This window comes from Malikia granosa (assembly GCF_002980595.1).
Lineage (GTDB): Bacteria > Pseudomonadota > Gammaproteobacteria > Burkholderiales > Burkholderiaceae_C > Malikia > Malikia granosa.
Genome location: NZ_PVLQ01000012.1, coordinates 244,658 through 264,800, shown reverse-complemented (window position 1 = coordinate 264,800; position 20,143 = coordinate 244,658). Strand labels below are relative to the sequence as shown.

The window sequence follows — 20,143 nt, the reverse complement described above, 5'->3', positions numbered from 1 at the left end:
GGCTCAGAGCACGACTGGTTCGGGCTCGAGCCGGATGCCGAAGCGCTCGTAGACACTGGTCTGGATCGCGCGCGCCAGCGTCATGACCTCGCCGCCGGTGCAGGGATGTTCGGCGTCGCCGCGGTTGACCAGCACCAGCGCCTGCTTGTCGTAGACGCCGGCATGGCCCACGGTCTTGCCCTTCCAGCCGCAGGCATCGATCAGCCAGCCGGCGGCGAGCTTGATGCTGCCATCGGGCATCGGGTAGTGCACCACCTTGGGATCGCGCGCGATGATGTCGGCGCATTGCTCGGGCGTGACGCTCGGGTTCTTGAAGAAGCTGCCGGCGTTGCCGATCAGCGCCGGGTCGGGCAGCTTGGCGCGCCGGATCGCGCACACCATGTCGAAGATCTGCTGCGCGCCCGGATCGACCAGGCCGAGCTCGGCCATCTTGCGCTCGAGGTCGAGGTAGCCCAGCACCGGCTTCCAGGGCTTGGGCAGCAGGAAGCGCACGCGCGTGATCAGCGCCCGGCCCTTGAGGCCGAAGCCGCGCCCGTCGGCGGCGCGCTCGTGCTTGAAGACCGAGTCGCGGTAGCCGAAGCCGCATTGCGCCGCGTTCAGGCTGAAGGCTTCGCCGGTCTCGAGGTCGATCGCGTCGAGCGAGTCGAAGCGGTCCTGGCACTCGACGCCGTAGGCGCCGATGTTCTGCACCGGCGAGGCGCCGACGGTGCCGGGAATCAAGGCCAGGTTCTCGAGCCCGGGCCAGCCCTGCTGCAGCGTCCAGGCGACGAAGTCGTGCCAGCGCTCGCCGGCGCCGGCCTCGACCAGCCAACCGCGCTCGGTCTCGCGCAGCAGACGCCGGCCCGGGATCTCGACCTTGAGCACCAGCTGCCTGACGTCGCCGGTCAGCACGATGTTGCTGCCGCCGCCGAGCACGAAGGTCTGGTCGGCCGACCAGTCGGGATGGCGGATCAGCGCCTGCAGCTCGGCTTCCGAGCCGATGCGGGCCAGCCGCAGCGCGCGCGCGGCGATGCCGAAACTGTTGAAGGGCTGCAAGGGCAGGTTTTTCTCGACTAACATCCCGAGATTGTCTCACCCGGGCGCAGCGACTGCGGCGGCCCGGTCCGTCCCATTTTTTCCGGAATCCGCCATGCCCTCTTTTGATACCGTGCTCGAGCCCAACCTGGTCGAAGTCAAGAACGCCGTCGAGCAGACCGCCAAGGAAATCGGCACCCGCTTCGACTTCAAGGGCAGCTCGGCCGCGGTCGAGCTCAAGGACAAGGAAATCACGCTGTTCGGCGACAGCGACTTCCAGATCCAGCAGGTCGACGACATCCTGCGCAACAAGATGACCAAGCGCGGCGTCGACGTGCGCTTCCTCGATGCCGGCAAGGTCGAGAAGATCGGCGGCGACAAGGTCAAGCAGGTGCTGAAGGTCCGCAACGGCATCTCCAGCGAGGACGCCAAGAAGATCCAGCAGCTGATCAAGGGCAGCAAGATGAAGGTGCAGGCCGCGATCCAGGAAGAAAAGGTGCGCGTGACCGGCGCCAAGCGCGACGACCTGCAGCAGGCAATGGCGCTGATCCGCAAGGACATGACCGATCTGCCGCTGTCCTTCGACAACTTCCGCGACTGAGGCGCAGGCCCGGGCAGGCGAGCGAGGCGATCGATGAACGAGAACCCGCCCGCTGCCTGGCAAGGACTGACGCCCGAGCAGGCCGCGCAACGCTTCGCGGCCGAAGGCGCCAACGAGCTGCCGCAGCCGGCGCCGCGCACGCTCGGGCGCATCGCGCTGGAGGCGCTGCGCGAGCCGATGCTGCAGCTGCTGCTGGCCTCGGTGGCGATCTATGCCGCGCTCGGCGACCTGCACGAGGCGGCAATGCTGTCGGCTTTCGTCGCGGTCTCGTTCGCGATCACGCTCTGGCAGGAGCGACGCACCGAGCGGGTGCTCGAGACGCTGCGCGAGCTGACCAGCCCGCGCGCGCTGGTGCTGCGCGGCGGCGAGCGCGTTCGCATCCAGGGTCGCGAGGTGGTGGTCGGCGACCTGCTGCTGCTCGGCGACGGCGACCGCATCGCGGCCGACGCGCAGCTGCTGGCCTGCCACGACCTGCTGACCGACGAATCGCTGCTGAGCGGCGAGTCGATGCCGGTGCCCAAGCAGGCCGCCACGCCCGATGCCGGGCCGGACGCCACACCGGACCAATCGGGACTGTCCCAGGTCTACGCCGGCACCCTGGTCATCAGCGGCCAGGGGCTGGCCCGGGTCACGGCCACCGGCGCGCGCAGCGAGATCGGCCGCATCGGCAAGACCCTGGGCGAGGTCGAGATGCCGGCCACGCCGCTGTGGCTGGAGACGCGCCGGCTGGTGCGGATCTTTTCGGTGCTCGGGCTCGGCATCAGCCTGGCGGTGCTGCTGCTGTACGGCTGGCTGCGCGGCGACTGGCTCGGCGGCGTGCTGGCCGGGCTCACGCTGGCGATGTCGATGCTGCCGCAGGAGTTCCTGCTGATCCTGACCGTGTTCACCGCGATGGGCGCCTGGCGCCTGTCGCGCCAGCAGGTGTTGACGCGGCGCTCGGCCGCGATCGAGACCCTGGGCGCCGCGACCGTGCTGTGCAGCGACAAGACCGGCACGCTGACGCTGAACCGGATGGCGGTGGCCGAGCTCGTGCTGGCCTCGGACCAGGGCCTGCAGCGCTGGCGCGCCGATGACCCGGCGGGCGCGCTGCTGCCGGCCGCCTTCCATGCCCTGCTCGACGCGAGCTGGCTCGCGAGCGAGCGCGAGCCGGTCGACCCGATGGAGCAGGCGATCCACCGCCTGGGCCAGCAGCAGCGCAATGCCCCCGAGCGCTTCGACGGCTTCGAGCTGGTGCACGAGTACAACCTGAGCCCCGAACTGCTGGCGATGTCGCATGTCTGGCAGGTGCCGGTGCAGGAAACGCACGAGGTCGCGGTCAAGGGCGCGCCCGAGGCGGTGGCGCGGCTGTGCCAGCTGGCTCCCGAGCGCCGGCAGGCGCTGCTCGCGGCCGCGCAGGCGATGGCCGGCGACGGCCTGCGCGTGCTGGCGGTGGCGCGGGCCAGCTTCGAGGGCCATGACTGGCCTGCGACCCAGCAGGGCTTCGACTTCGAGCTGCTCGGCCTGGTCGGGCTGTCGGATCCGGTGCGGCCCGGGGTGCCCGAGGCGGTGCGGGATTGCCGCGCGGCCGGCATCCGGGTCCTGATGATCACCGGCGACCATCCCGAGACGGCGCGCGCGATCGCGCGCCAGGCCGGACTGGCACACGAGGGAGCGCTGCTGACCGGGACCGAACTGGCCGCGCTCGACGACCAGGCCTTGCGCGAGCGGGTCAGGACGGTGGCGGTCTACGCGCGGGTGCGGCCCGAGCAGAAGCTGCGCATCGTCGAGGCGCTCAAGGCCAATGGCGAGGTGGTCGCGATGACCGGCGACGGCGTCAATGACGCGCCTTCGCTCAAGGCGGCGCATATCGGGATCGCGATGGGCCAGCGCGGCACCGACGTGGCGCGCGAGGCCGCGGCGCTGGTGCTGCTGAAGGACGATTTCGCCTCGATGGTCGGCGCGATCCGCGCCGGTCGCGGCATCTTCGACAACCTGCGCAAGGCGATGGCCTATGTGCTGGCGGTGCATGTGCCGATCGCCGGGCTGTCGCTGCTGCCGCTGCTGCTGGGCTGGCCGCTGGTGTTCATGCCGGTGCATATCGCCTTCCTCGAGCTGGTGATCGACCCGGTGGCCTCGCTGGTGTTCGAGAGCGAGCCGCAGGACCCCGAGCTGATGCGCCGGCCGCCGCGCGATCCGGCGGCGCCGCTGTTCTCGCTGCAGCTGATCGCGCTCAGCCTGCTGCAGGGCGGCCTGGTGCTGGCAGGGGTCGGCGGGCTGTTCGCCGGCCTGTGGCTCAACGGTGTCGGCGAGGCGCAGGCGCGCGCCATGACCTTCGTGGCGCTGGTGTCGGCCAGCTTCGGGCTGGTGCTGCTCAAGCGCGGTACCGACCTGCGCGGCCTGCTGCGGCCCAATCCGGCGCTGCTGGCGATCGCTGCCCTGACGGCGGGATTGCTGGCGCTGGCGCTGCTGCTGCCGGCCGCGCGCGGACTGTTCCAGTTCGCGCCGCTGCCGCTGGACTGGGTGCTGGGCGCGGGCCTGCTCGGGTTGCTGGCGCCCGCTGCCGCCCTGCCCTGGCAGCGCCGCAGCCTGGGCACGCCGCCGCCAGGCTGACGCAACGCCATGGCTGGCTCAGGCCAGCGGCAGCTCCAGGCTGGCGCGCAGGCCGCCCAGCGCCGAGGCCTCGAGCCTGACCTGGCCCTGGTAGAGCTGCGCGACCTCGCGCACGATCGCGAGTCCCAGCCCGCTGCCGGGCTGGCGCTCGTCGGCGCGGATGCCACGCTCGAACACCCGCTCGCGCTCGGCGGCGCCGAGGCCGGGGCCGTCGTCATCGACCGTCACCAGCAGGCGCCGGCCCTCGGCGCGGGCTTGCACCGCCACCCGGCCCTGGGCCCATTTGCAGGCATTGTCGAGCAGGTTGCCCAGCATCTCGTGCAGGTCCTGCGACTCGCCGGCGAAGGCCAGCGCATCCGGTGCCAGGTCGCAATCGAAGCGCAGCTCGCGGCCGGCGTAGACCTTGCGCATCACGCGCAACAGGCCCTCGAGCACCGGCGCGACCGGGCTGCGCAGGCCCGGCACGCCGCTGCCACCCATGCGCGCGCGCGCCAGATGCCACTCGACCTGGGCCCGCGCGCTGCGCACCTGCTCGTCGACCAGGGCGGCGAAGGCCGGCAGCTCGCCGCGCGGTTGCGCCGCCGCATTGGCCAACACCGCCAGCGGCGTCTTGATCGCATGCGCGAGGTTGCCGGCGGTCTGGCGCGCGCGCTGGACCACCTGCTCGTTCTGCAGCAGCACGCCGTTGAAGTCCTGCACCAGCGGATGGAGTTCGGCCGGGAATTCGCCTTCCAGCTGCTGGGCGTCGCCAGCGCGCACCTGCTGCACCGCGCGCTGCAGCCGCCGCAGCGGCGCCAGGCCGAGCGCCAGCTGCGCGCCGGCCGCCGCCGCCAGGGCCAGCCCGAGCACGGCCAGGCTGGCCGCCAGCGTCAGGTCGAAGCGCTGTTGCGCGGCCTCGAGTTCGCGCAGGTCCTGGGCCACGATCAACCGCCAGCTGCCCTGGCCCGCCGCGGCCAGGCGCTGCTCCGACGCGCGCCCGCCATCGGTCGGACTGGCCTCCGGGCCCGGGGCCGCGTCCCAGATCACCTGCCGCTCGAGCACCAGCACCGGCTGGCCGGCCGGTCCGAGCAGGCGATGTTCGTGCGTCTGGCCGCTGGGCAGGCCGTCGCCAGGCAGGCGCAGCAGGCTGTCCCAGAGCGAACGCGAACGCAGCAGGCCCTGGCGCCCCGGCCCGTCGACCTGCCAGTACAGGCCGCCGTAGGGCTGCTGCCAGCGCGGATCGGCCAGTGCCGAGTCGAGCGAAGGCTGGCCGGCGGCATCGACCTCGAGCGCCGCCGTGAGCTGGTCGAGCTGCAGCTGCAGATGCGAGCGGAACTGGCGCTGCACCTGGTCGGCGAACAGGCCCGAGAGCGCGAAGCCGGCCGCCACCAGCGCCAGCGTCAGCCCGGCCAGCGTGCCGAGCAGCAGGCGCCAGCGCAGGCTTTGCGGCAGGCGCCAGCGCAGGCTGGACCAACTCACCGCTCGGCCCCGTCGGGGGCTTGCAGCCGGTAGCCCATGCCGCGCACGGTCTCGATCAGGCCGGCCGGCAGCTTCTTGCGCAGCCGGCCGATGAAGACCTCGATCGTGTTGGAGTCGCGCTCGCAGTCCTGGGCATAGAGATGCTCGGTCAGCTCGGTGCGCGAGACCAGCTGGCCGGCATGGTGGATCAGGTAGGCCAGCAGCTTGAATTCCTGCGCGGTCAGCAGCAGCGGCTGGCCCTGCAGGCTGATGCGCGCGCTGCGCGTGTCGAGCTCGAGCGGGCCGCAGCTCAGCAGCGCCGAGGCATGGCCGCCGGCGCGGCGGATCAGCGCGCGCAGGCGCGCGAGCAGCTCCTCCATGTGGAAGGGCTTGCTCAGGTAGTCGTCGGCGCCGGCGTCGATGCCGGCGACCTTCTCGTGCCACTGGTCGCGCGCGGTCAGCACCAGCACCGGGCTGCTCATGCCCTCGCTGCGCCAGCGCCGCAGCACGCTGAGGCCGTCGAGGACCGGCAGGCCGAGGTCGAGCAGGATCGCGTCATAGTCCTGCACCCCGCCCTGGTACCAGGCCTCGCGGCCGTCGCTGGCCAGGTCGACCACGTAGCCGCGGTCCTGCAGCGTGCGAGCGATCTGCTCGGCCAGCGCCGCCTCGTCCTCGACCACCAGCACTCGCATCAGCGACCTCCCTTGCGGCGCAGCAGCTCGGCGCTGCGCGCATCGACCTCGAGCTTGACCAGCCGCCCGGCCGGATCGAGCAGCTTGAGCTCGTAGACCCAGCGTCCGTCGTCGCGCTCGAGCTCGACCGCGAGCACCTGGCCCGGCTGCACGCGCGCGACCCGCTCGAGCAGCTGCGGCAGCGGCAGCACCTCGCCGGCCTGCAGCGCGGCGCGGGCACGCTCATGGTCGCCATCAAAGCCCAGCGCCGTGCCGCAGGCCAGGCCGAGCAGGACGACGCAGGCGGCCAGCCGCCGGCGGGAGGAAAGGACAGGACGGGAAGGAGTCGGGATCATGGCGGCAGCGGGCGAGGAAGTGGTTGATGCCTGGATTCTCGGTCCATCCACCTGAACGCTGGCTGAACCAGCCGGCCCGTCAGGGACCGGCTGGCACCATGGCCTCAGCTGACCAGCGACGCGCGAGTCAGCGCGGCACCAGGAAGACGGTCTCCTCCTGGATGGCGATGCCCGAGTCGTTGAGCGAGCGGATCTGGAACTTGATGTGGTGCGAACCGCTCGGCGACGAGCCGGGCGGGATCTGCACGCGCAGCACCAGCGAGCGGACCTCGGTCGGCTGCACGTCCATCTGGCGCTCGGACGCGATCATGATGCCGGGCAGGCCGTCGACCGAGACCTCGAGCTTCTGCACCACCTCGGTCGCGTTCATCGCCTGCAGGCGGAACACGTTCTCGATCCGGCCCTGCTCGACCATGCGCGCGATCGCACCGCGGTCGCGGATCACGTCGACCTTGAGCGGGGTGCGCATGAACAGGCTGACGGCGACCGCGATGCAGATCGCGAGCAGGACACCGGTGTAGATCAGCACGCGCGGGCGCATGGCGCGCTTGATCATCTGCTGGCGGTTCCAGCCGTTTTCCATGCCGTTCTCGGTCGCGTACTTGATCAGGCCGCGCGGATAGCCGACCTTGTCCATCACGTCGTCGCAGGCATCGACGCAGGCGCCGCAGCCGATGCACTCGTACTGCAGGCCCTTGCGGATGTCGATGCCGGTCGGGCAGACCTGCACGCACAGCGTGCAGTCGATGCAGGAACCCAGGCCGAGCGCCTGCGGATCGGCCGACTTCTTGCGCGGGCCGCGCGGCTCGCCGCGCTTCTCGTCATAGGTCACGATCATCGTGTCGCGGTCGAACATCGCGCTCTGGAAGCGGGCGTAGGGGCACATGTACTTGCAGACCTGCTCGCGCATCCAGCCGGCGTTGCCGTAGGTCGCGAAGCCGTAGAACAGCACCCAGAAGGTCTCCCAGGGGCCCAGGCCCAGCGACAGGATCTCGTCGACCAGCACCTTGATCGGCGTGAAGTAGCCGACGAAGGTCACGCCGGTCCAGAGCGCGAACAGGACCCAGGCCGCGTGCTTGAGCGCCTTGCGGCCGAACTTGTTGCGCGACAGCTCGCCGTCGTCGAGCCGCATGCGCGCGCTGCGGTCACCCTCGATCACCTTCTCGATCCACATGAAGATCTCGGTGTAGACCGTCTGCGGACAGGCGTAGCCGCACCACAGTCGCCCGGCCACCGCGGTGAAGAGGAACAGCGCCAGCGCCGCGATCACCAGCAGGCCGGTCAGGTAGATGAAGTCCTGCGGATAGAGCACCAGGCCGAACAGATAGAAGCGCCGCGCCTCGAGGTCGAACAGCACCGCCTGGCGGTTGTTCCAGACCAGCCAGGGCAGGCCGTAGAAGACGATCTGCGTGATCCAGACCAGCGCCCAGCGCCAGGTATTGAACAGACCCTTGACCGAGCGCGCGTAGATCTTCTTGCTCGCCTGGTAGAGCGAGATCTCGATTTCTTCAGGCGCTTGTCCGGCTTGTGGTTTGTCAGGCTTCGTCGTCATAAGGATTCCAATCGAAAAAAGGGATGCCTGGCCCGTGCCCGGCCCCCTATGTGGCTGGCGCCGGCGCACGACGCCGCCTGCCCTTGTCAGCAGCCTCGATTATGCGCAGCCAGACTTAAGGCCGGGTCGGGACGGGCCGGTCCCGACCCGGCTCAGCGAGCCAGGCCGCTCATTTCTTGAGCGGGCAGGTATTGATGCCGAGCAGGCCATAGAGGCCGCACCAGCCCAGCAGGCCGGTCGCCAAGGGCAGCAGGCCCAGATAGCCCCAGGCGCCCACGGTCCCGGTCGCCGCCAGCGCGATCAGCAACAGACCCAGGACGATGCGCAGCACGCGATCGATGCCACCGACATTGCTTTTCATGATGATCCTTGTTGGGATGAATACCCTCATGAGTATATGAGGATTACCCCGCCAGATTACGAACTATCGCCAAAGCGGTCAAGCCTTCCGGGCCGTCCAGGGCGGGGCGCGAAGCTGAACGGCGCATGAACAAGGGCTTCAGGCCCGGTACAGGCCGGGCGGCGCATCATCGAGGCCAACAGATTCTTCCACCTCCAGGGAACCACAAGATGACAAGAACCCAGCCTCCCGCTCGCAGCCCGGCGCTGCGCACCGCCCTGCTCGGCCTGCTGCTGGCGAGCGCCACCTGGCCGGCGCTGGCCGCTGACACCAGCGCGGCCGAACAGCTCGCGCGCTGGAACAGCGCCGCCGGCGCCGCTGGCAATGCCGAGCGCGGCCGCATCTTCTTCGCCAGCAAGCATGGCAATGAATGGTCCTGCTCCTCCTGCCACCAGGCGCCGCCGACCCAGGACGGCAAGCATGCGAGCACCGGGCGCCGGATCGCGCCGCTGGCGCCGGCCTTCAATCCGCAGGCCTTCACCGAGACCGCCAAGGTCGACAAGTGGTTCCGGCGCAACTGCAAGGATGTGCTGGCGCGCGAATGCACGGCCGCCGAGAAATCCGACCTGATGGCCTACCTGGTCAGCCTCAAGCCCTGAACCGATGCCGGAGTCGCCCCAGATGAAAACCCATCACATGAGCCCACTGACCGCCCGGCTGCTGCCGGCGCTGGCGGCCCTGGCCGGCCTGTGCCTGCTGGCATCGCCCGCGCAGGCCGACAGCGGCAGCGTGATGCCGCGCCAGATCCTGCCGGCCTACCAGCAGGAATGCGCCGCCTGCCACCTGGCCTATCCGCCCGGCATGCTGCCGGCGCAGTCCTGGAAGCGGATCATGGGCGGGCTCGACCGCCATTACGGCACCGACGCCTCGCTCGACGAGGCCAGCGTGCGCCAGATCGGCGCCTGGCTGCAGACCCATGCCGGCAGCTACAAGCGGGTCAGCAGCGAAGCGCCTCCGCAGGACCGCATCACCCGCTCGCCCTGGTTCGAGCGCAAGCACCGCCAGCTCGATCCGACGATCTGGAAGCAGGCGGCGGTCAAGAGCGCGGCCAACTGCATGGCCTGCCACAGCGGCGCCGAGAAGGGCCGCTTCGACGACGACGAACTGCGCTTCCCGGCCGGGCTGGACGCGCGCTACCGGCGCAACTGGGACCAGGACTGAGCCCGCTTTTGCAAGGAATCGAGATGAACACCACCCTACCCACCACGGCGAACAGCCCGCGGCCGGCCAGCCGCGCGGCCCAGAGCAGCACCGGCAGCCGGCGCGTGACCGACGCCCCGACCCGGGTCTACCACTGGCTGCTGGCGCTGAGCTTCCTGGGCGCCTACCTGACCGGCGACGGCGAACGGTTGCGCGCCCTGCACGTGACCCTGGGCTACACCATGGCCGGACTGATCGTGTTCCGGCTGCTCTACGGCCTGTTCGGTCCGCGCCAGGCCCGGCTGTCGGTGCTGCGCAACAAGCTGGCGCTGGCACCGGTCTGGCTGCGCGGCTTGCCGGCCAGCCTGGCCAAGGGCCAGGTCAACTGGCAGCCGGGACAGAACCTGCTGATGGCGCTCGTGATCGCGCTGCTGCTGCTGTCCGTGCTGCCGCTGACGCTGAGTGGCTATGCGACCTACCATGAATGGGGTGGCGAATGGCTGGCCGAAGTGCACGAGTTCTTCGGCAACGGCTACCTGATGCTGGTGCTGGCCCACCTGGGCCTGCTGCTCGGCATCAGCCTGTGGCGGCGCAAGAACCAGGCGCTGCCGATGCTGACCGGCCGCATGCCCGGCAAGGGTGCTGACCTGGTGCGCAACAACCAGGGCTGGCTGGCCATCCTGCTGCTGCTCGCGGTGCTGGGCTACTGGCGCTGGGAATGGCAACAGGCGCCCGAGGGCCTGCTGTCGGTCCAGTCCTTGCAGCAGGTGCTGGCGGGCGACGACGACGATTGAGCCATCCGCGCCTCTGGCGCTGCGCCAGGCCGGCGCGAAATGGCCGGGGCTTGACAAAGCGAGGCGCGCCTTATGCACAAGCCAGGCCGAACTGTCACACAACGCCCCCGCCGTGACGCTGCCCTGGCAAGGACTGCCAGCCACCGGACAGAACCAGGCAAGTCATTGATTTTCAATCAAATCGAATCACTGCCTAATTTTCAGGCAAGGCAGCAAATCGCTTGATTTCCAAGGCCGGCGGCAGTTGCCCACCAGGATCTCAACAAAGTTGTCCACAGATTTTCTGGATAAGCCGGAAAAGCCCCGGAAAATCAGGGACTTGGCCGCTCAGGCCTAGTCGCCGTCGGGGATCACGGCGTCGGCCACGGCACCGACGGTCTTGGCCGTGATGGAAACCCCGGTCGCCACCACCGTGACCGCGGCATCCGCGACGGCGACCACCGCACAGCCTGGCAGGCCCAGCAGCAGGCTGCCGAGCGCCAGGGCTTGCAGGGTACGGAGGAAGACATTCTGTGCGGCCATGGGCAGGATCTGGTGAAGCGTGGATGAGGAAAACTGCCCCGGCAAGGCGGGAGCCTGGGCGCGATTCTAGCGAGGCGCAGGTCCAGGCCATGGCCAGGCGCGAGCGGGAAGCGAATCGAGGCAGCTCCTGCGGCCGGCGTGGGGACAAAACCGGGCCAGGCGTGAGCTGGCGGCCGGTTTCCGGGACAATCACGTCCCATGACTCTCAAAGCCCCCGAACTGCTGCTGCCTGCCGGCTCGCTCGACAAGATGCGCGCCGCCTACGACTTCGGCGCCGACGCGATCTACGCCGGCCAGCCGCGCTACAGCTTGCGCGCGCGCAACAACGAATTCCGGCTCGAGCAGATCGAGATCGGCATCCGCGAGGCCCATGCGCGCGGCAAGAAGTTCTTCGTCACCAGCAACCTGCTGCCGCACAACGACAAGGTGCGCACCTATATGCGCGACATCGCGCCGGTGATCGCGATGAAGCCCGACGCGCTGATCATGGCCGACCCCGGCCTGATCATGATGATGCGCGAGCAGTATCCCGAGATGCCGATCCACCTCTCGGTGCAGGCCAACACGGTCAACTACGCGGCGGTCAAGTTCTGGCAGAAGGTGGGCGTCGCGCGCATCATCCTCTCGCGCGAGCTGAGCCTGGACGAGATCGAGAAGATCCGCCAGGAATGCCCGGACATGGAGCTCGAAGTCTTCGTGCACGGCGCGCTGTGCATCGCCTACTCGGGCCGCTGCCTGCTGTCGGGCTACTTCAACCGGCGCGACCCGAACCAGGGTACCTGCACCAACGCCTGCCGCTGGAACTACTCGGCCCAGGAAACCGCCGTCGACCCCAACACCGGCGAGGCGATTGCCGTCAAGATGGAACAGGGCTTCAACTTCAACCAGGCGCAGGAGGAGGCCGAATCCTCGTTCGCAGCCTGCGGCGGTGGCGAGCGACACCCGAAGGCCGACCAGGTCTACCTGATCGAGGAAGCCGGCCGCCCGGGCCAGCTGATGCCGATCATGGAAGACGAGCACGGCACCTACATCATGAACAGCAAGGACCTGCGCGCGATCGAGCATGTGCAGCGCCTGGCCGAGATCGGCGTCGACTCGCTCAAGATCGAGGGCCGCACCAAGAGCCTGTACTACGTCGCGCGCACGGCACAGATCTACCGCCAGGCGATCGACGACGCGGTGGCGGGCCGCCCGTTCAACCCGCTGCTGATCACCGAGCTCGAAGGGCTGGCCAACCGCGGCTACACCAGCGGCTTCCTCGAGCGCCGCCCGAGCCAGGACTACCAGAACTACGAGACCGGGCATTCGCTGGTCGGCCACAGCCACTATGTCGGCGACGTGCTCAATGCGGCCGACGGCTGGGCCGAGGTCGAGGTCAAGAACAAGTTCTCGGTCGGCGACAAGATCCAGGTCATCCACCCGAGCGGCAACCATGTCATCGAGCTGAAGGAAATGCAGAAGATGGATGGCGAACCGGTCAGCGTGGCGCCGGGCAGCCCGCTGCATGTGCGCATCCCGCTGCCCGAGCAGTACAACGGCGCGCTGCTGGCGCGGCTGATCCCGGCCGAAGCGGCCTGAGCCGACATCGGCGCCATGCAATTGCCGCGCCGGCGCCGCGCCGACTTCGAAGCCGGGCGCGAGTTCCAGTATCCCGAGCACCTGCGCGCGCAAGCCGCTGCCGCGCCGGCGGCGCCCGGGGTCTACACCTTCCACGGCCAGCAAGGCGGGCTGCCGCTCTACATCGGCAAGAGCGTGAACCTGCGCGCGCGGCTGCTGTCGCACCTGCGCAACCCCGACGAGGACCGCATGCTGCGCCAGACCAGCCGCATCAGCTTCCTGCGCACCGCGGGCGAGATCGGCGCCTTGCTGCTCGAGGCGCAGCAGATCAAGCAGCAGCAGCCGCTGTTCAACCAGAAGCTGCGGCGCAACAAGCAGCTCTGCGCGCTGCGGCTCGATGCCGACGGCCGGCCCGAGGTGGTCTATTCGAAGGAGATCGACTTCGCGCGCACGCCCGAGCTGTTCGGTCTCTACGCGAGCCGGCATGCCGCGCTCGAAGGCCTGCGCGCGCTGGCCGACGAGCACCGGCTCTGCTACAGCCTGCTGGGGCTGGAAAAGCCGGTGGGCAGCCGTAGCTGCTTCCGCTCCATGCTCAGGCAATGCGCCGGCGCCTGCTGCGGCCGCGAGAGCGAGGCGGCACACCGCGACCGCCTGCTGGCGGCTCTCGACGGACTGCGCATCGCCTGCTGGCCCCATTCCGGTGCGATCGGGCTGGTCGAGCGCTGGCCAGCCAGCGCGGATGCGCCCGCTGCCGCTGCGCCACAGGATTCGGAGCCGGCGCAAGAAGCCATGCAGCAGATCCATGTCGTGCGCAACTGGTGCTACCTGGGCAGCGCCAGCAGCCTGGAGCAGGCCAGGTCGCTGGGACAGGTCGTCGCCGGCTTCGATGCCGATGGCTACAAGATCCTGTGCCAGCCGCTGCTGACCGGGCAGGCCGAGCTGCTGCCGCTCTGACCGTCGAGGGCCCAGCGACCATGCCCGGGCCTGGCCCGTCGCCTCACTGGCGCGGAATGCCGGCGCGCTGGATCACGGCGCTCCAGCGCTTGATGTCGCCATCGAGCAGGCGGGCCAGCTGCTCCGGACTGCTGGCGCGCGGCTGCACGCTGAGGTCGGCCAGGCGTTTCCTGACCTCGGGCGCCTGCAGCGCCTTGGCCACCTCGCGGTTCAGGCGCTCGAGCACCGCAGGCGCGGTCCTGGCGGGCGCCGCCAGCGCATTCCAGGACGAGACATTGATGCCGCTCAGGCCCGGCAGCTCGCGCGCCGCGATCACGCCCGGCAGGTCGGCCGGGCGCGACTCGCCGAGCACGGCCAGCGCCCGCATCGCCTTGGCGGCGAGCTGGGACTTGACCGGTCCCAGGATCTCGACCGCGGCATCGACCTGACCGCCGCGCAGCGCCGTGATGACGGCCGGCGTGCCGTTGAAGGGCACGATCTGGGCATGCAGGTTGGACTGGGCATTGAACCACTCGGCCGCCAGATGCTGGGTGCTGCCGACCGCGATGGTGCCGATGTTGAGCCGGCCCGGATTGTCCTGTCCCCAGGCCAGCAGCTCGGCCAGCGACTGGAAGCGCGAATTCCCGGGCACGACGATGGCCAGGTCGAACAGGCCCAGCAGCGACACCGGGGCGAAATCGCGCCGGGCATCGAAGGGCAGCGACTTGAACAGGCCGGTGCTGACCGCCATCGCATTGGACATCAGCAGCAGCGTGTTGCCATCGGGCTCGGCATGGGCGACCGCCTCGGCGGCCACCACGCCGCCGGCGCCGGGCTTGTTCTCGATCACGATCGACTGCCCCATGTTCTCGGCCATCTTCTGTGCCACGGCGCGCGCGGTCAGGTCGGCCACGCCACCGGCGCCGAAGGGCACGATGAGCCGGATCGGCCTGGATTGGGCCAGGGCGGCCGGCTGCAGGCAGGACAGGGAAGCGGCAATGCCGCTGGCGAGCAGAAGACGGCGTGTCGTCATGTAAGGTCTCCGGGTTTCGGGTGTTGTTTTGAAGAACAAATGGGAAAACTATATAGTCGCAGTTTCGTGCCGCAAACTGCGGCCCTCATTCCTCACGATCGTGACATGGACATGGCGCGCACGGGCGTGGCGGCAAGGCCGCACGCATGAACCGGTTCGCAGCCGCCCAGAACCGGAATCTTCGATGCCTGCAATGCGTGCAACTGTGATGATGGCGAGGCCGGGCCAGGCCAGGAAGGCGTCCGGCCAGCCTTGAAGCCCGACGAACTGTCCCCGCTGGCACCGTTCCGCCAGCCCGTCTTCCGCATGCTCTGGTCCACCTGGCTGGTGGCCAATCTCTGCATGTGGATGAACGATGTCGCCGCCGCCTGGATGATGACCTCGCTGACCAGCAAGCCGATCTGGGTCGCGCTGGTGCAGACCGCCGCCACGCTGCCGGTGTTCCTGCTCGGCCTGCCCAGCGGCGCGCTGGCCGACAGCCTGGACCGCAAGAAATACTTCCTGACGACCCAGCTCTGGATCGCCGTCGTCGCGGCGCTGCTGAGCACGGTCGTCTTCCTCGGCGCGATGACGCCGCCGCTGCTGCTGGCGCTGGTGTTCGCCAACGGCATCGGGCTGGCGATGCGCTGGCCGGTATTCGCCGCCATCGTGCCCGAACTGGTGCCGCGACCGCAGCTGCCGGCGGCACTGGCGCTCAACGGGGTGTCGATGAATGCGTCGCGCATCCTGGGCCCGCTGATTGCCGGCGCGATCATCGCCGCGGCGGGCAGCGCCTGGGTGTTCGCGCTCAACGCGCTGCTGTCGCTGCTGGCGGCGGTCGTGATCAGCCGCTGGCAGCGCGAGCACAAGCCGCACCCGCTCGGGCGCGAGCGCCTGGGCACCGCGATGCGGGTCGGGCTGCAATACATCGCCCAGTCGCGCCAGCTCAAGGGCGTGCTGCTGCGGATCTGGATCTTCTTCTTCCACTCGACCGGGCTGATGGCGCTGCTGCCGCTGGTGGCCCATGGCATGCAGGGTGGCGACGCCGCGACCTTCACCCTGCTGCTGGCGGCCATGGGTGCCGGCGCGATCGGCTCGACCGCCCTGCTGCCCCGGCTGCGGCAACGCTACCCGCGCGACGCGCTGGTGCTGCGCGGCGCCTGGCTGCAGGCCGGCAGCATGGCCGTGATGGCCTGGACCGACCAGCTCTGGATCGCGGTGCCGGCCATGCTGCTCGGCGGCGCGGCCTGGATCACCACTGCCAACAGCCTGAGCGTGTCGATCCAGCTCGGCTTGCCCGACTGGGTGCGCGCGCGCGGCATGTCGATGTACCAGATGGCCATCATGGGCGCCAGCGCCAGCGGGGCCGCGCTCTGGGGCCAGATCGCGACCTGGACCAGCGTGCCGACCAGCCTGATGATTGCCGCCGGCACCGGCGCGCTGACGATGTGGCTGACCAACCGCCTGCTGCCCGACAGCGGCCAGGCCGGCGACCTGACGCCCAGGCGCATCTTCCAGGCGCCGCAGCATCCCGGGCCGGCGAGCGCGGGCCGGGTCAGCGTGATGATCGAGTACCGGATCGACCCGGCGCAGGCCGCGGCATTCCGGACCCTGATGATGGACGAGAGCCGACCAAGCCGGCTGCGCCAGGGCGCGCTGTCCTGGGAGCTGCTGCACGACCTCGAGGACCCGGGCCGCTTCATCGAGCTGGTCACCGACGAGTCCTGGACCGACCACCTGCGCCGCTTCGAGCGCGTCACCGCCGCCGATGCCGAGCTGCATGCGCGCAAGCTGGCCTTCCACCTCGGCCCCGAGCCGCCGCGCGTCACCCGCTGCCTGATGGAGACCAGCGTCAAATGAGGATCGCCATCATGGGCGCGGGCGCCGTGGGCAGCTATTACGGCGGCCTGCTCGCGCGCGCCGGCCACGCCGTCACGCTGATCGGGCGCGCACCCCATGTCGCCGCCGTCTTGCGCGACGGACTGCGCCTGCAGACGTTGGCCTTCGACGAATCGGTGCCCATGCACGCCAGCGTCGACCCGGCAGCCGTGGCCGGTGCCGACTGGGTGTTGTGCTGCGTCAAGTCCGGCGACACCGAGGCCGCCGCTGCCGCGCTGCGGCCGCATCTGGCGCCGGGCGTGCTGCTGCTGAGCCTGCAGAACGGCATGGACAACGCCGACCGGCTGCAGGCCCTGCTGCCGCAGCAGCGGGTGCGGCCGGTGCTGGTCTATGCGGCGGTCGAGCTCGCCGGCCCCGGCCATCTGCGCCATCACGGCCGCGGCGAGCTCGTGCTCGGCGCCGGTCCCGACAGCGCGGCCACCGCCAGTCTCTTCGCCGCTGCCGGCGTGCCGGTGCAGGTGCTGCCCGACCTGCGCGCGGCGCAATGGTCCAAGCTGGTCGTCAACTGCGCCTACAACGCGCTGTCGGCGATCTCGCGCCTGCCCTACGGCCGCATGATCCGGGGACCGGGCATCGAGGCCACGATGCGCGAGGCGGTGGCCGAATGCCTGGCGGTCGCCAGCGCCGAAGGCGTGACCCTGCCCGCCGACCTGTGGCAGCAGGTGCGCGCACTGGCCGACGCGATGCCGACCCAGCAATCCTCGACCGCGCAGGACCTGGCGCGCGGGCGGCGCAGCGAGATCGACCAGCTCAATGGCTGGCTGGTGCGCCGTGGCGAGGCGCTCGGCGTGCCGACGCCGGTCAACCGCACGCTGCACGGTCTGGTCAAGCTGCTCGAAGACCCACCCGGCGAGCCGCCCCTGGCCTGAGCCTGCTCAGGCCGGTGGCTCAGGCGGCGCCAGGCCCGCCGAGCTGGGTCAATGCCGCCTCGAAGTCGAAGCCCCGCACCGCCTGCATCAGCGGACCGTAGCGCTCCCCGAGCGCCTGCTGCAGCAAGGCGGCGTGCTGTTCGCACAGCGGTACCGAGCCCGCATCGTCCTCGCGCAGCAGCTGCAGCAGCCGTTGCTGCAGCTGGGGCCATGACATCCGGTCCAGGGAAGCGATCGCCGCGCCGTCAACCAGGGCGTCGGACTCATTGGCTTCATGAGCCCGCACCGGCGCGGCCGCGCCGGCAAGCGCGGGCGGCAACACCGGAGCACAGGCCCCGCTTCCCGGCGGACAGGCGACAGGATCGGCCAGCCCGAGCGGCAAGCTGAACCAGAAGCGGCTGCCCTGGCCCTTGCGGCTCTCGACGCCGATCTGCCCGCCCATCAGCTTGACCAGCTTGCGCGCGATCGCCAGCCCCAGGCCGGTGCCGCCGTAGCGCCGCGTCAGGCCGTCATCGACCTGCTGGAAGCTCTCGAACAGATGGCATTGATCGTCCGGCCCGAGCCCGATGCCGGTGTCGCTGACCTCGAAACGCAACCAGATGCACCGAGCCGCCGCCCCCTGCTGCTGCTCGTGGGGCTCGCGCAGGACGGCCAGCCTGACCCGGCCGGCCTCGGTGAACTTGACCGCGTTGTCCGCCAGCTTGTGCAGCACCTGGCCGATCTGGACCGGATCGCCGGTCAGCCGAGGCGGGACATCGGGTGCGACCTCGAGCACCAGCTCCAGCCCCTTGGCGACGAGGCGCTCGCGCAGGCGATCGGCAATGGCCGCGAGCACGGCCTCGAGCTCGAACTCCTGCTGGCCGGCGTGCAGGACGCCGCTGTCGACCCGGGTGTAGTTCAGGATGTCCTCGATCAGCGCCTGCAGCTGCCGGCTGGCCAGCTGCAGCGCCTTGAGCTGCTCCTGCTGCTGCGCCCCCAGGTCACCCTGCTGCAGCAGATAGCCCTGGCCCATGATCGCGTTCATCGGCGTGCGCAGCTCGTGGCTGATGTTGGAGAGAAAGGCAGTCTTGGCCTGGTTGGCGGCCTCGGCGGCCAGCTTGGCGGCCTCGAGCTCGCGAGTGCGCTGGCGCACCAGTTCCTCGAGATGCTCGCGGTGCCGGGCCAGGTCCTTGGCGATCGCGTTGATCCGCGTGACATCGCGCGCCGCGGCAAAGACGCCGCAGATCCGCTGGCCCTCGTCGCGGTAGACGCTCGCGTTGTAGAGCACCTCGGTCTCGCGGCCGTCGACATGGCGCAGCACCAGCGGATAGTCGCTGACCTGCCCCTGCTCGAAGGCCTGCTCGTAGCCGGCGCGGGCCTTGTCGGGATCGGTGAAGTAGTCCGAGAAATCGCTGCCGATCAGCGCCTCGCGGTCCAGGCCGATGGCGGCCTCGGTGGCCCGGTTGACGTCGGTGATCTTGCCCTGCGGGCTGATCGTGACCAGCGGATCGAGGCTGGCCTCGAGCAGGCTGCGGGCATAGTTAGAGGCTGCATGAAGCGCCTCTTCGGCCTGCCGGCTCTCGGTGATGTCGCGCGCCACCGCATAGAACAGCTTCTCCTGCGGGCTGAAGACCGCGTTCCAGGCCAGCCAGCGCGGGCTGCCGTCCTGGCACAGATAGCGGTTGACGAAGCCATCCGCGCTCGTGCTGCCCGCGTGCACCGCCTCGAGGGCCTGCTGCGAGACCAGCCGGTCGTCCGGGTGGATCAGGTCGGGATAGCAACGGCCGATGAAGTCGGCCGCTGCGTAGCCCAGCATGCGCTTGACGGCCGGATTGACGAGCTTGAAGCTGCCATCCTCGCCCAGGATAGCCATCAGGACCGGAGCGGCATTGAAGAAGCGGAAATAGCGCTCGCGCTCGGACTCGACCGCCTTGTACTGCGAGATGTCGAGCGCCATGCCGCTGAACAGCTTGGGATGGCGCTGGCCGGCCTCGCCATCGAAGCGGGTCTGGCCGACCCAGTGGATCCAGCGCAAGCGGCCATCGGGCCGGACCAGGCGGCTGACCTGATCGAGCAAGCCCTCGCCCCGCGGGTCGAGCGCGCGCGCGAAGGCCTGCTGCATGGCGTCGCGGTCGTCGGGGTGAATGAAGTCGAACAGCGCCTCGCAGGATTCGGGCTCGGCCGTCTCCGGCAGGCCGGCAATCGCCTTGAGCTCGCGCGACCAGTAGCAGGTCCGGCTCTCGTAATTCCTCTCGTAGACGCCGAACTTGGCGGCTTCGGCGGCCATCTCGAGCCGCTCGGCCATCTCGCGCCGGGCGGCTGCCGCGCGGGCCGCGTTGAGCTCGATGCGGGCCTGCCGCTGCTCGGTGATGTCCTCGAACAGCGCATAGACCCCTTGCAAGCCGCCACCCTGCCGATCCCGGATCGGCACCGCCTGCAGCCGGAGCCAGCACAGCCGGTCCTGCTGGCGGTCGCGCAGGCCCATGACGGCCGGGTGGATGATCTGGCCGGTCTGGAGCGCCAGCCGGGCAGGATACTCGGCGGGCAGGAAGGGCGTGCCGTCCTCGTGCACCGCCTCCCAGCGCGGATCGGCGGCCTGCCAGTCGCACAAGCACTGCACGCCCGGCCCCAGGATGGCTTCGGCAGCCGGATTGGCGGCCATCAGCGCGCCGAGCGGGTCCAGCATCACGATGCCTATCGGCAGCGAACTGAACAGCAGGTCGCCATCGGGCCGCTGCAGCTGACGCGGGTACGCCATCGGATCTGACATGCCTTATCTCCCTGTCCCTGTTATGTCTTCACTCAGACTCCATCTTGC

Annotated in this window: 18 protein-coding genes; 9 read left to right on the top strand and 9 right to left on the bottom strand. The window is 69.9% G+C overall.

Annotation, left to right across the window (positions count from 1 at the left end):
• Positions 1–3 precede the first annotated feature (3 nt).
• Positions 4–1,059: a UDP-N-acetylmuramate dehydrogenase gene (gene murB / locus C6P64_RS04605; protein ID WP_105747399.1), complete on the bottom strand. Its 1,056-nt coding sequence runs from the start codon at positions 1,057–1,059 to the stop codon at positions 4–6.
• Between the two features lie 70 nt (positions 1,060–1,129).
• Between murB and C6P64_RS04600 the strand changes: the two genes are divergently transcribed.
• Complete coding sequence (locus tag C6P64_RS04600; RefSeq protein ID WP_105747398.1) at positions 1,130–1,615, top strand: YajQ family cyclic di-GMP-binding protein; 486 nt, start codon at positions 1,130–1,132, stop codon at positions 1,613–1,615.
• Positions 1,616–1,648: 33 nt separating this feature from the next.
• Positions 1,649–4,204, top strand: coding sequence for a cation-translocating P-type ATPase (locus C6P64_RS04595; protein ID WP_105747397.1), 2,556 nt, complete (start codon positions 1,649–1,651; stop codon positions 4,202–4,204).
• Positions 4,205–4,222: 18 nt separating this feature from the next.
• Here C6P64_RS04595 and C6P64_RS04590 read toward each other — a convergent pair whose 3' ends face one another.
• The 5 genes from C6P64_RS04590 to C6P64_RS04570 form a co-directional block, all read right to left on the bottom strand.
• Positions 4,223–5,662 carry an ATP-binding protein gene (locus tag C6P64_RS04590; protein WP_245911623.1) on the bottom strand — a complete coding sequence of 480 codons (1,440 nt, stop codon included), beginning with the start codon at positions 5,660–5,662 and terminating at the stop codon, positions 4,223–4,225.
• Positions 5,659–6,333, bottom strand: a complete 675-nt coding sequence (locus C6P64_RS04585) for a response regulator transcription factor (protein ID WP_105747396.1) — start codon at positions 6,331–6,333, stop codon at positions 5,659–5,661. Before C6P64_RS04585 ends, C6P64_RS04590 begins: the two co-directional genes overlap by 4 nt.
• Positions 6,333–6,668, bottom strand: a complete 336-nt coding sequence (locus C6P64_RS04580) for a PepSY domain-containing protein (protein WP_105747395.1) — start codon at positions 6,666–6,668, stop codon at positions 6,333–6,335. Before C6P64_RS04580 ends, C6P64_RS04585 begins: the two co-directional genes overlap by 1 nt.
• A gap of 127 nt (positions 6,669–6,795) precedes the next feature.
• Complete coding sequence (ccoG, locus tag C6P64_RS04575; RefSeq protein ID WP_105747394.1) at positions 6,796–8,220, bottom strand: cytochrome c oxidase accessory protein CcoG; 1,425 nt, start codon at positions 8,218–8,220, stop codon at positions 6,796–6,798.
• Between the two features lie 169 nt (positions 8,221–8,389).
• Complete coding sequence (locus C6P64_RS04570) at positions 8,390–8,581, bottom strand: YgaP family membrane protein (protein WP_105747393.1); 192 nt, start codon at positions 8,579–8,581, stop codon at positions 8,390–8,392.
• Positions 8,582–8,790: 209 nt separating this feature from the next.
• Between C6P64_RS04570 and C6P64_RS04565 the strand changes: the two genes are divergently transcribed.
• The 3 genes from C6P64_RS04565 to C6P64_RS04555 are packed head-to-tail and all read left to right on the top strand — an operon-like array spanning position 8,791 to position 10,554.
• Entirely contained in the window at positions 8,791–9,219 is a 429-nt protein-coding gene (locus C6P64_RS04565; protein WP_105747392.1) for a DUF1924 domain-containing protein, read from the top strand.
• Positions 9,220–9,256: 37 nt separating this feature from the next.
• A complete protein-coding gene (locus C6P64_RS04560) occupies positions 9,257–9,781 on the top strand; it encodes a diheme cytochrome c (RefSeq protein WP_105747391.1) in 525 nt (174 codons plus the stop codon).
• A 23-nt stretch (positions 9,782–9,804) separates the two neighbouring features.
• The gene (locus tag C6P64_RS04555; protein WP_105747390.1) at positions 9,805–10,554 is read left to right on the top strand and encodes a cytochrome b/b6 domain-containing protein; all 750 of its coding nucleotides are present in this window, start codon (positions 9,805–9,807) and stop codon (positions 10,552–10,554) included.
• Between the two features lie 333 nt (positions 10,555–10,887).
• On the opposite strand, the gene C6P64_RS04550 is transcribed toward C6P64_RS04555, so the two are convergent.
• Complete coding sequence (locus C6P64_RS04550; protein ID WP_105747389.1) at positions 10,888–11,076, bottom strand: hypothetical protein; 189 nt, start codon at positions 11,074–11,076, stop codon at positions 10,888–10,890.
• Positions 11,077–11,274: 198 nt separating this feature from the next.
• Between C6P64_RS04550 and trhP the strand changes: the two genes are divergently transcribed.
• Positions 11,275–12,654 (top strand): prephenate-dependent tRNA uridine(34) hydroxylase TrhP, encoded by a 1,380-nt coding sequence (gene trhP / locus C6P64_RS04545; RefSeq protein WP_105747388.1) that lies wholly within the window; start codon positions 11,275–11,277, stop codon positions 12,652–12,654.
• A 15-nt stretch (positions 12,655–12,669) separates the two neighbouring features.
• Complete coding sequence (gene cho, locus C6P64_RS04540; RefSeq protein WP_105747387.1) at positions 12,670–13,587, top strand: excinuclease Cho; 918 nt, start codon at positions 12,670–12,672, stop codon at positions 13,585–13,587.
• Between the two features lie 43 nt (positions 13,588–13,630).
• On the opposite strand, the gene C6P64_RS04535 is transcribed toward cho, so the two are convergent.
• On the bottom strand, positions 13,631–14,599 hold the full coding sequence (locus C6P64_RS04535) for a Bug family tripartite tricarboxylate transporter substrate binding protein (protein WP_105747386.1): 969 nt from the start codon (positions 14,597–14,599) through the stop codon (positions 13,631–13,633).
• Positions 14,600–14,905: 306 nt separating this feature from the next.
• Between C6P64_RS04535 and C6P64_RS04530 the strand changes: the two genes are divergently transcribed.
• Both C6P64_RS04530 and C6P64_RS04525 read left to right on the top strand, forming a co-directional pair.
• Positions 14,906–16,438 carry an MFS transporter gene (locus C6P64_RS04530; RefSeq protein WP_105747436.1) on the top strand — a complete coding sequence of 511 codons (1,533 nt, stop codon included), beginning with the start codon at positions 14,906–14,908 and terminating at the stop codon, positions 16,436–16,438.
• A complete protein-coding gene (locus tag C6P64_RS04525) occupies positions 16,435–17,346 on the top strand; it encodes a ketopantoate reductase family protein (protein ID WP_105747385.1) in 912 nt (303 codons plus the stop codon). Before C6P64_RS04530 ends, C6P64_RS04525 begins: the two co-directional genes overlap by 4 nt.
• A gap of 19 nt (positions 17,347–17,365) precedes the next feature.
• On the opposite strand, the gene C6P64_RS04520 is transcribed toward C6P64_RS04525, so the two are convergent.
• Positions 17,366–20,095 carry a PAS domain-containing sensor histidine kinase gene (locus C6P64_RS04520; RefSeq protein ID WP_105747384.1) on the bottom strand — a complete coding sequence of 910 codons (2,730 nt, stop codon included), beginning with the start codon at positions 20,093–20,095 and terminating at the stop codon, positions 17,366–17,368.
• Positions 20,096–20,143: the final 48 nt, after the last annotated feature.